8 protein-coding genes are annotated in these 8,929 nt (G+C 42.0%); 1 reads left to right on the top strand and 7 read right to left on the bottom strand.

The features are described from left to right. Positions 1-294: 294 nt before the first annotated feature. The 3 genes from B3V56_RS10375 to hmpA form a co-directional block, all read right to left on the bottom strand. Positions 295-1,254 (bottom strand): HPP family protein, encoded by a 960-nt coding sequence (locus tag B3V56_RS10375; protein ID WP_289283816.1) that lies wholly within the window; start codon positions 1,252-1,254, stop codon positions 295-297. 80 nt (positions 1,255-1,334) lie between these two features. Further along, complete coding sequence (locus tag B3V56_RS10370) at positions 1,335-2,519, bottom strand: NnrS family protein (RefSeq protein WP_289283815.1); 1,185 nt, start codon at positions 2,517-2,519, stop codon at positions 1,335-1,337. 57 nt (positions 2,520-2,576) lie between these two features. Then, positions 2,577-3,773 (bottom strand): NO-inducible flavohemoprotein, encoded by a 1,197-nt coding sequence (hmpA, locus tag B3V56_RS10365; RefSeq protein WP_289284256.1) that lies wholly within the window; start codon positions 3,771-3,773, stop codon positions 2,577-2,579. A gap of 189 nt (positions 3,774-3,962) precedes the next feature. Here hmpA and norR point away from each other — a divergent pair, with 189 nt between their 5' ends. Continuing rightward, the gene (gene norR, locus B3V56_RS10360) at positions 3,963-5,543 is read left to right on the top strand and encodes a nitric oxide reductase transcriptional regulator NorR (protein ID WP_289284255.1); all 1,581 of its coding nucleotides are present in this window, start codon (positions 3,963-3,965) and stop codon (positions 5,541-5,543) included. An 11-nt stretch (positions 5,544-5,554) separates the two neighbouring features. Here norR and B3V56_RS10355 read toward each other — a convergent pair whose 3' ends face one another. From B3V56_RS10355 to B3V56_RS10340, 4 genes are all read right to left on the bottom strand, one after another. Then, on the bottom strand, positions 5,555-7,126 hold the full coding sequence (locus B3V56_RS10355; RefSeq protein WP_289282345.1) for a hypothetical protein: 1,572 nt from the start codon (positions 7,124-7,126) through the stop codon (positions 5,555-5,557). A gap of 79 nt (positions 7,127-7,205) precedes the next feature. Then, entirely contained in the window at positions 7,206-7,682 is a 477-nt protein-coding gene (locus B3V56_RS10350) for a hypothetical protein (protein ID WP_289282344.1), read from the bottom strand. Positions 7,683-7,773: 91 nt separating this feature from the next. Beyond that, complete coding sequence (locus B3V56_RS10345; protein ID WP_289282343.1) at positions 7,774-8,394, bottom strand: hypothetical protein; 621 nt, start codon at positions 8,392-8,394, stop codon at positions 7,774-7,776. 74 nt (positions 8,395-8,468) lie between these two features. Then, on the bottom strand, positions 8,469-8,867 hold the full coding sequence (locus tag B3V56_RS10340; protein ID WP_289284254.1) for a hypothetical protein: 399 nt from the start codon (positions 8,865-8,867) through the stop codon (positions 8,469-8,471). Between the last annotated feature and the right edge of the window lie 62 nt (positions 8,868-8,929).

Raw genomic sequence — 8,929 nt, 5'->3', positions numbered from 1 at the left:
ATTTAATCCGCTTACCCATTATTAATAAAAACGCGATTATTTTTTTTGGCAAATATAGCCAAAAAGATGAAGTGGGCTGGGAAAATAGAGCCATACCTTGATTCTCTTGGAAGTCAGAGTATTTCGGAGAATAAGCGATATTCATATTGAACAATCCATTTCTACGTCCCTTTAAATCCTTTACAAACTATTCTAGTAGCCGCAATGCAATCTATTGATATTAGGTCAATATTCCATAGTTTTAACGGCCAAGCAACATTCAAAAGCATTGGACGATAAATATCGTGATGTTCGCTAGCTCAATCTCAACCAGCGACCATTTTGTTCGTAGACTTCAAATTTGGCCCATTGACGGAAGGCTTCGCGTTCCAGCATGCCGGTGTTGTATAGGTCATTACCGGCTACATTTTTGTAGATAACCACATCATTTTTACTACCTTCTTTGCCCTCGTCTATGACTCGGCGAACGGCCCATGTGTGACCAATTTTGCCATTGCTGTAGAACTTGCCTGTGCTGATTTTTTCTGGATGCTCGATATGCAGTAAGGCATTTTGTTTGGCTTTTTCCAGGAGTTCACTCAAGCCTTCTTCGGTTAAATCCACGAAGGAATCCAGCTCACGGATAGCAGCATTAAAATCTTCGGTGGTCAGAGAGACGTCTTCGGAAGGCACCTCTAATTGAACTGGTTCCGTAACCAGTCTGGATAAATGCACTGGGTAGCGTCGCCAGTGAAATAAGGCATTAAACACAATTGCCACCAGCAGGATAGCGATGACATTAATCAACACGGGGAAAAGCAGATAGCTGTAGCCCAGTTGTGTAATACCAGCCACACCCATAACGGCATTTAATGCAGTGGCGCCACCTGGTGGATGGATGCAGCGCGTGTAATACATCAGCCCCACCGCCAAACCCACGGCAATAGCAGCTGCCAGTGGCGTTGTACCGAGAAGATATTGACAGGTCACACCCACAGCAGCAGAAATCAAATGACCTCCGATCACTTGCCATGGTTGTGATAAGGCGCCATGAGGAACAGCAAACACCAGTACGGCGGTGGCACCGAAAGAGGCAATAATCAATAACTCTGAACCCGCACTGATTGCAATATGCTGTGACAGCCATTTTGTCATCAGGATGGTCACGAGAATACCGACCATTGCCCCGAATGCTGAGATCACTTTTTCGCTATGGCTGGTTCTGTTTTTCTCAATCCCCAGCCATAGCATGAGTTGTTTTAAAGCATGCGTCATAATTTAAATCACGGGATACAAAATAAGCATAAATTATACCTATTTAAATCATCCTCATATAGCGAAAGGTTTTATCAAGCTCAACCTTTTTTTTCAGCGAATAAAATCGGGGTGTATTGATACAGAAAAATACTGTACGCCAACACCCAGAGCAGAATACTGAGCCATAGAATGAAAAGACTAGCTGAAAATACGCTAAACAGCAGCGTTCTGACTAAGCCGGCTATCAACACGCAGATAAAAGCGACTTTAATCTTTGAAGACGCAATAATCGGTCTGCCGGTATGACCGAGTGAGACACGTGAGATCATGCTTAAAATAAGCCCGCCCATGCCGCCGACGGTTAAGGCATGCAAGGCATCATTCATGCTCACATCACCCCCTACATAGTGATAGGCGAGCAGACTAAAACCAAGAGGAATACACCAGTAACTCAGGTGTAATGACCATAGTAAGGGATGAGATAAGGTAGTGAAAAACCGCCAACAGGCACATCTTATGGCTGTGAGACATGCCGCTATAACCAGCATGACAGCTATTAAATAATCTGATATCCATGCCTGTATTTGCAGGAAAAACACCGCCACAATCAACCAGACAGAAAACAACGCTGCCCTGTCCAACCATGTCCAACGAGGTCTGGCTGGAATCTGCGTGGCATTAGCCGTAAACATCGGAATGATACGGCCACCGATGACTGCCATCATCAGCGTAATCAGAAATACAGCTGAATATAAACTGTTGCTTGCAGTTTCAAACTGCTGCGCCTGACTGGATAGATGAAAGTTAATATTGGTAAAAATCAGTAGCAGCAACACCACCACTGCAAAGTAATTACGCTTTTGTTTCTTTTGATAAATCAATTTAGCCAGGAATAGTCCGGCATATATAAAGAAACTGCTATCCAGCAATATCACTAACCATGATGGCAAGCCGACTCCTGGCCACATCGCAATACGCCCAACAAGCCAACACCCTACTAATAATGCACATTGCAGACCATGAATGGAGCGTAAACCTGTCCAGGTTTGTACGGCCGTTAATAAAAAGCCAACCAACACCGCACCGACAAAACCAAACATCATTTCATGACCGTGCCAGAGTGCGGCGGGTAAGGCATGACTCGGATTTATCCATCCATTCCAGACACCGCCCCAATACAGCAAAGCGATGATGCCAAATAGACTGGCCAGTAAAAACAATGGCCTGAAAGCCAGATCAAACACAGGCAGTGAAAAAAATGCACGGCAGGATTTTATAGACATAAGCAGCTACCAGAAGATAAAACAGCGAGCCCTTTCGGGCTCAACTGTTGCTTGGGGTTAAATAATGTCGTCATGCGGGCCGAATGTTTCAAAATGGATGCGTTCTGATGGCACACCATTGACATGCAATTGCAGACGCACAAAGCGCATAAACTCCAGTGGCCCACACAGATACACCTCGACATTATTAAAATCGACTTTATCTCTGAGCAGGTTGATATCCATTAAACCCGTATGAATATCTTCTGAGGCATTCGTTTCTTCGCTATACCAATAAAAATCATGCAGATTCGTGTGAGTCTGTTTCAACGCCGTTAAACGCTGTTTAAATGAATGTTGCTGAGCATTTTTGCAGGTATGTAAAAAGAAGATATCCTGCTGGTAAGCTTCATCACTGACTAAGGTTTCCAGCATAGACATCATTGGTGTTAAGCCAACACCGCCAGAAATTAGCATCACTGGTCGGCTAGGCTGGGTCAAAAAGAAAGCCCCCGCCGGTGGCATTAATTCGACTGTATCGCCCACTTCCACCGCATCATGCAGATGATTAGACACCATGCCTTTGATTGGAGAACTTTCACGCTTCACACTAATGCGGTAATGATCAGGGTGATATTTATCTGAAAGTGAATATTGGCGAATCTCAATATGTTCGGCATTCTCAGGTTTCACTCTGACAGCAATATACTGGCCCGGCTGATACTGTCTTATCGGCTGTCCATCCACTGGTTCAAAAATAAAGCTGGTCACTAACTCAGACTCTTTAATTTTATCTTTCACCCGAAACGCTCTAGGTCCGGTCCATCCACCCTGCTCTTCTCTGCTGTGTTGATAAAGCGCTTTTTCGCGATCAATTAATACGGTAGCCAATAACTGATAGGCTTTTATCCAGGCCTCAGCCACATCGTCGGTGAACTCATCGGGTGCTAACTCTCGTAAGGTCTCAATCAGGTGATGACCAACAATCTGATATTGTTCTGGCTGAATATCAAAGCTGGTATGTTTCTGTGCAATGCGTTCAACCAAACTGCCCAGTTCCCCCAGGTTATCAATGTATTTGGCATAAGACGCCACCGCGCTAAACAAAGCAAATTGCTGACGACCGCTTTTTTGATTGCTCAAGTTAAAGATATCTTTTAGCTCTGGATTGGCAGTAAACATACGCTGATAAAAATGATCAGTGACCGCTGTGCCTGCCCCTTCCAGTAAAGGGATAGTGCTTTTTACTATTTCAATAGTGCGTGTATCTAACATATTGTCCTCGCTGTGCAGTTTTTATGTATTACTACTCACATATTGCAGAAGCTATGCCAGATAAACCTGCATATATAATTCAAACACTTAGTCAGATATACTTCATCAATCGTGTCGTTTTGACCTATAGAATATTAGGTCATATTGACCTACTCATGTTTTTATAACCTGATTAAAAAGAACAACACAATGTCATTAAATAGCCATCACCTTTTAGTGGAAGTCGCGCTGGACTTAGCCAATAGTTTGAATACCGGAGATCGGTTTGATCGTCTGTTAGGTTCAATCCGAAAGGCCATTGCCTGTGACGCGGTGGTGTTACTCGGCTTTCGTGATGGCATGCTGACACCGCTAGCCATGCAGGGATTATCGTCAGATGTATTAGGCAGGCGCTTTTTAATTGCAGAACACCCCAGGCTGCAACGAATTTGTGACTCAAACAAACCCCTGCTATTTGCTAACGACTGTGACTTGCCCGACCCCTATGATGGTTTGTTGGTCTCTCAATTAGGTAACTTACCGATTCATTCCTGCATGGGCTTACCCCTGTATTCAGACAATCAGCTTATTGGTGTTGTCACTTTAGATAGCTTTAAACCATATGCTTTTGATGACATCGAATTAAAAACGCTGGAATTAATCACGGCCTTATCCGCTGCTACCTTAAAAACAGCCTTGGAGTTCAAGAAGCTAGAACTCAGTGCCCATCATGCTCAGGAAGTCGTCAAAGAATTAACCCAGGAAGCCTTGTTAAAAGACGGCGGCGAGATTATTGGGCAAAGCCCAGTCATGCAAACACTGAAAAACAATATCGAACTGGTGTCTGGTTCCAATTTTACGGTGCTGATCACTGGTGAAACGGGGGTAGGTAAAGAGCTGGTTGCCAGGAAAATTCATCAACTTTCAGATCGTAAAACGGCTCCACTGGTGTATTTGAACTGTGCATCCCTGCCAGAGTCGCTGGTTGAAAGTGAGTTATTCGGCCACACTAAAGGCGCCTTTACCGGTGCAGATAAAGCACGGGCCGGTAAATTTCAGTTGGCGAATGGCGGCACGCTTTTTCTTGATGAGGTAGGTGAGCTACCGCTCAGCACACAGAGCAAATTATTACGGGTATTGCAGTCGGGCGAGATTCAACCTGTCGGCCAAGATAAAGTCGAACATGTGGATGTACGGATTATTGCTGCCACTAATAGAAACCTGGAAAAAGAAGTTGAGAATGAACAGTTCCGCTCTGATCTTTATCACCGTCTGATGGTGTACCCCATCCACCTTCCCAGCCTGAAAGATCGTGGAGAAGACGTGTTGCTTTTGGCCGGATATTTTCTCGAACGCATCAGTCGCCAATTGAATATCCGCCAGCTTCGATTAACATCAGAAGCGAATTCCAGTCTGCTCAATTATTCCTGGCCCGGCAATGTGCGTGAACTGGAACATGTAATCAGCCGAGCAGCGTTAAGAGCAAAAGCTAATTCACCTCATCAGGCGATAGTGTCACTCACTTCTGAGTTACTTGAAATCAGGTCTGATAAACCCGTAGGCAACTTACCTGAGCTGGATACTAACTCAGCTAACATCCAGCCCAATATGAGTTTAAAAGCAGCGACGGAAGCCTTTCAGAGAAGAATCATCGTCCACGCATTACAACAAGCTGATGGTAACTGGGCAATGGCCGCCAAACAGCTTCAGATGGATCGCTCAAACCTTATCCGCATGGCGAAACGGCTTAACATTTCAATACAAAAAACGACGCAGGTCACTTTCAACTAAAGCACTGAAAATCAAACAATCTGACCATGTTGATTTGCAATTGTTAGATTGCGCTTAAAGTAACTCATACTGCCCAACAACCACTTACTGGGAAGTGTTCTTCCAGCTAAAGCAGATGACCTCTTAGAATCAAAGTTTTCAGACACTTCACTATTCGCCTCAATTACACCGTTTTGGTTAACGGATATAGATTCAATTTCATATAGGTAGTCACAGCCAAAATGACACAAAGGAAAGACTATATTAGGATCAACTCTTTCTGAATCAGTGCATTGTGATCTTTTTTTCTTGTGAGCTGTGACCAAGGCGGAAATAGAAAACAGCTCACCACATGCAGCGCAGTGTTCACTATCCTTTTCTCCAAACAACCACTCTCTCAAAATTGCTTGTTCCCTGCGTACTAGTACCTCAATAGTTGAGTCTGTGCCTTCGGCAAGCACATGTTTCAAGCGGTTCTTGAATACTTGATATCGAGATACCGCATTATCGCTACTTTTTTCAATACGGCCGGCTTTGGTAATAAGCTGATAAGTGTAGGTTTTTCTTTGACCTGTCTTATCAACTGTAACCAGAGAAGAAGTGGTAATGATTTTGTTAGCTGCAGGCTTTCCTATACCTTGCTTGATCAGGTGATCACGGAATTGAGGATAATCCGACTTTTCTATGCCTTCCAGATACGAAACAGCTATTTTTTCTAAGTGTGTTAGTTCCCTGTAATCTCCTAAAAACTTAACCGACTCGCCCTCCACAACGAACCATTTTGAGCTTTCAATCCAACGCGAAATTATGCGCGAAGGTGGATAGTTATATTTGTGCGACCTCCTACGAAGAGAGTTTTGTAAAGTTGAAGCAAGCACTCCAATTTGGCATTGAGCTGTAAGACCGAAGATCTTTTCACAGCAGTTAATGAGGGTATTATCGCGATCTTCGAATATGTACCAACTATTCTGGTCATCTGAGACTTGAACTACTTCTGGCGATGCAGCGATAAGTTGTTTCACATTAGAAAAAACACCGTCCGATCCAATTTCTTTTTCCAAGTAACTATCTAAGGATAAGCCCAGTAATCCCGGTAATGTTTTGGCTTTACGTAGTTTTTTCTTTAACACTCCTAGATTTGACTTCCGTATTAGGTAAGTTTGTTCGTCGAACTCGGCTTCGGAACGCTTAAGGAGATTAAGATTTGAATCATATAGATTATAGCCTTCGCACCTACCCAAGTCTCGGGCGAGATTTAGTACTCCTCTTAGAGTAGTGTTTTTCGACGCATAGCCTTCACGTATGAGTCGAGTTCTTACTTCGGGAATTGAAACGAAGCCATATGCTTCAATAATATCGAATACTGCACATGCTACGGGAAGCTCCGCTAGAGCTATTACATCCCTAAAATTAGCATTGATAATTTGCCTAACGCGCTCCCTTGTTCCTACGGCTAGCTTCTCCGCAATTGATTCAAGCGTAGGCCATGCTAAATCACCAAAACCATAGTAGTTCATTACTATCTTTATGTTTCGGAGCTTGCTCTCTCGCTTATCAGGGATGTTTCGTTGCAGCCAGAATTCTAGCTCGCTTTCGATATGCATAAGTGCTTCCCTAGGAATCTAACGCTTTTGTAAAAGGCGCGACGTCAGGAGCGTCCTTTTGACAAACTTGTTAACTGTTTTATACACGGATTATTTTACCGGAAGCTGCATGTAAACAAGAGCGCCATTGCCCTTTGCCAGTTTGTAAAAGGTTGTAGGCTTCTGGCCCAACCCAAGAAGCATGATCTGGGTGCTTACTCCAGTTTTTACGCACCCAACGTGCCACCTTATTGAAAAGCGGCTTAATTTGATCAGAAACTTCTTGAACATCATCGTTTAGAACGATGGACCCATCTGTTAAATACGGAGGGTCATAATAAGGTCTTGTAAACAGTAACAATGGATCAATAACGTCTGCTAACTTGGTGTTTCCTTCACCATAGGGATGAAGCTCATCAATAGTTTTGAACGATAGATAACATATAGGGCCGTCTTTGGGCTGAGCCACTGGATACCTCAAATCCAATGGCACAAGAGACAAATCACAACTTCTCATATATTCCATGAGCGATTCATAATCATTATTTGAAGCAATTATTAGCAGTGATTTCGACATAGACAGTTAACGCCGCCATAAATTGCAGGAATAAGCGTGATAATGTGAGCGGCAGCGAACTACGCTTATGAATGTCCATTTGATGTCCTTGTTATATTTTTTTAAGGAAAATTTCAATTTGATCTCTCATCAAACCATAATCAGGCTTTATAGAGTAAAGTCCATCTATATTCTTTATTTCAAGTATTTTTTGCTGATCAATTTCCATTACTCTTAACCATTTAATTTTTTCATCACCAAAAATAATTTCAACCATATGACAAAATGAACCTGTTTCGATTATAGGTTTAAAGTTTTGCACTTCTGATTCATCTATTGATCTGTGAATAGGTGGAACTAGAAAATGATCGATGTTTTCAACTATATATTCACTACCATTGTAGGTAACGTCATCTATAACTGAAAATACACATATGTCATGATGGTATTGTGTGTGGTGAATTTTGTGAACTCTAATGTCATTAGTTTTACCATCTTCTGTTATTTCGATACTCCAATAGATTGATGAAAAATTATTTAGCTTTTTAAAAGCCCCGCCTTCCATGTAGCAAATTTCGTATCCACCACCAAAATAATTAAGTAAAGGTTCATAATTCGTGTGCTCAAGATAGTGTAACCATGAGGTTATTGAACATGCCTTATTAATTGAGGTATTAACATAGTTATCAAGTTCAAAATCTTTGGGGGTAGATTCATTATATGTGTTAAGCACTTTTTCAAAATACTCAGTCCCGGTTCCAGCACTGATACACCGGCCATGAGTACCTGAATGAACTTCATTGCAGCCTATTTGGAATCTATTAAAAATACATTTATCAGAAGATTTTTTTCAATAAAACAAGCTATTAAGGATAGATTGCCTTCTATTTCATATTTATTATCTTCTATAATTTTAACTATTGCTCTAAAAGTTAATATCTCCTTTTTTGATGACTCTATTATCTCAGATACAATCATTCTTGCGTGAATCTTCGACCCTGCCCACGCAATAACAAGACTATCATTTATAAGCGAGATCTTTTGCGTGTAACCAGAAACAATAAATCCTTCTGGGCAATCAAAAACATTTCGGATATTCCCAATTGTTGGCCACTTAATTGATGGATTATCTGAATTAGAAGATATCGCGATATCTCCAATAAAAACTGGATTAATATCGTTATTTAAGCTCGCTATTAATGTCATAACTAAGTTTATTATTTATATGAATCTACGAGGAAAATATAACGCCGCTCAGCACGCGCGGC

The sequence above is a fragment of the Methylophaga sp. UBA2513 genome (assembly GCF_002341285.1).
GTDB classification, from domain to species: domain Bacteria; phylum Pseudomonadota; class Gammaproteobacteria; order Nitrosococcales; family Methylophagaceae; genus Methylophaga; species Methylophaga marina.
This window is presented reverse-complemented; position numbering and strand designations above follow the sequence as displayed.

Excerpts from the sequence above, each read along its gene's own strand:
- B3V56_RS10350 (WP_289282344.1), bottom strand. The coding sequence starts at position 7,682 with ATGTCGAAATCACTGCTAATAATTGCTTCAAATAATGATTATGAATCG.
- norR (WP_289284255.1), top strand. The coding sequence starts at position 3,963 with ATGTCATTAAATAGCCATCACCTTTTAGTGGAAGTCGCGCTGGACTTA.
- B3V56_RS10370 (WP_289283815.1), bottom strand. The coding sequence starts at position 2,519 with ATGTCTATAAAATCCTGCCGTGCATTTTTTTCACTGCCTGTGTTTGAT.
- hmpA (WP_289284256.1), bottom strand. The coding sequence starts at position 3,773 with ATGTTAGATACACGCACTATTGAAATAGTAAAAAGCACTATCCCTTTA.
- B3V56_RS10355 (WP_289282345.1), bottom strand. The coding sequence starts at position 7,126 with ATGCATATCGAAAGCGAGCTAGAATTCTGGCTGCAACGAAACATCCCT.
- B3V56_RS10375 (WP_289283816.1), bottom strand. The coding sequence starts at position 1,254 with ATGACGCATGCTTTAAAACAACTCATGCTATGGCTGGGGATTGAGAAA.
- B3V56_RS10340 (WP_289284254.1), bottom strand. The coding sequence starts at position 8,867 with ATGACATTAATAGCGAGCTTAAATAACGATATTAATCCAGTTTTTATT.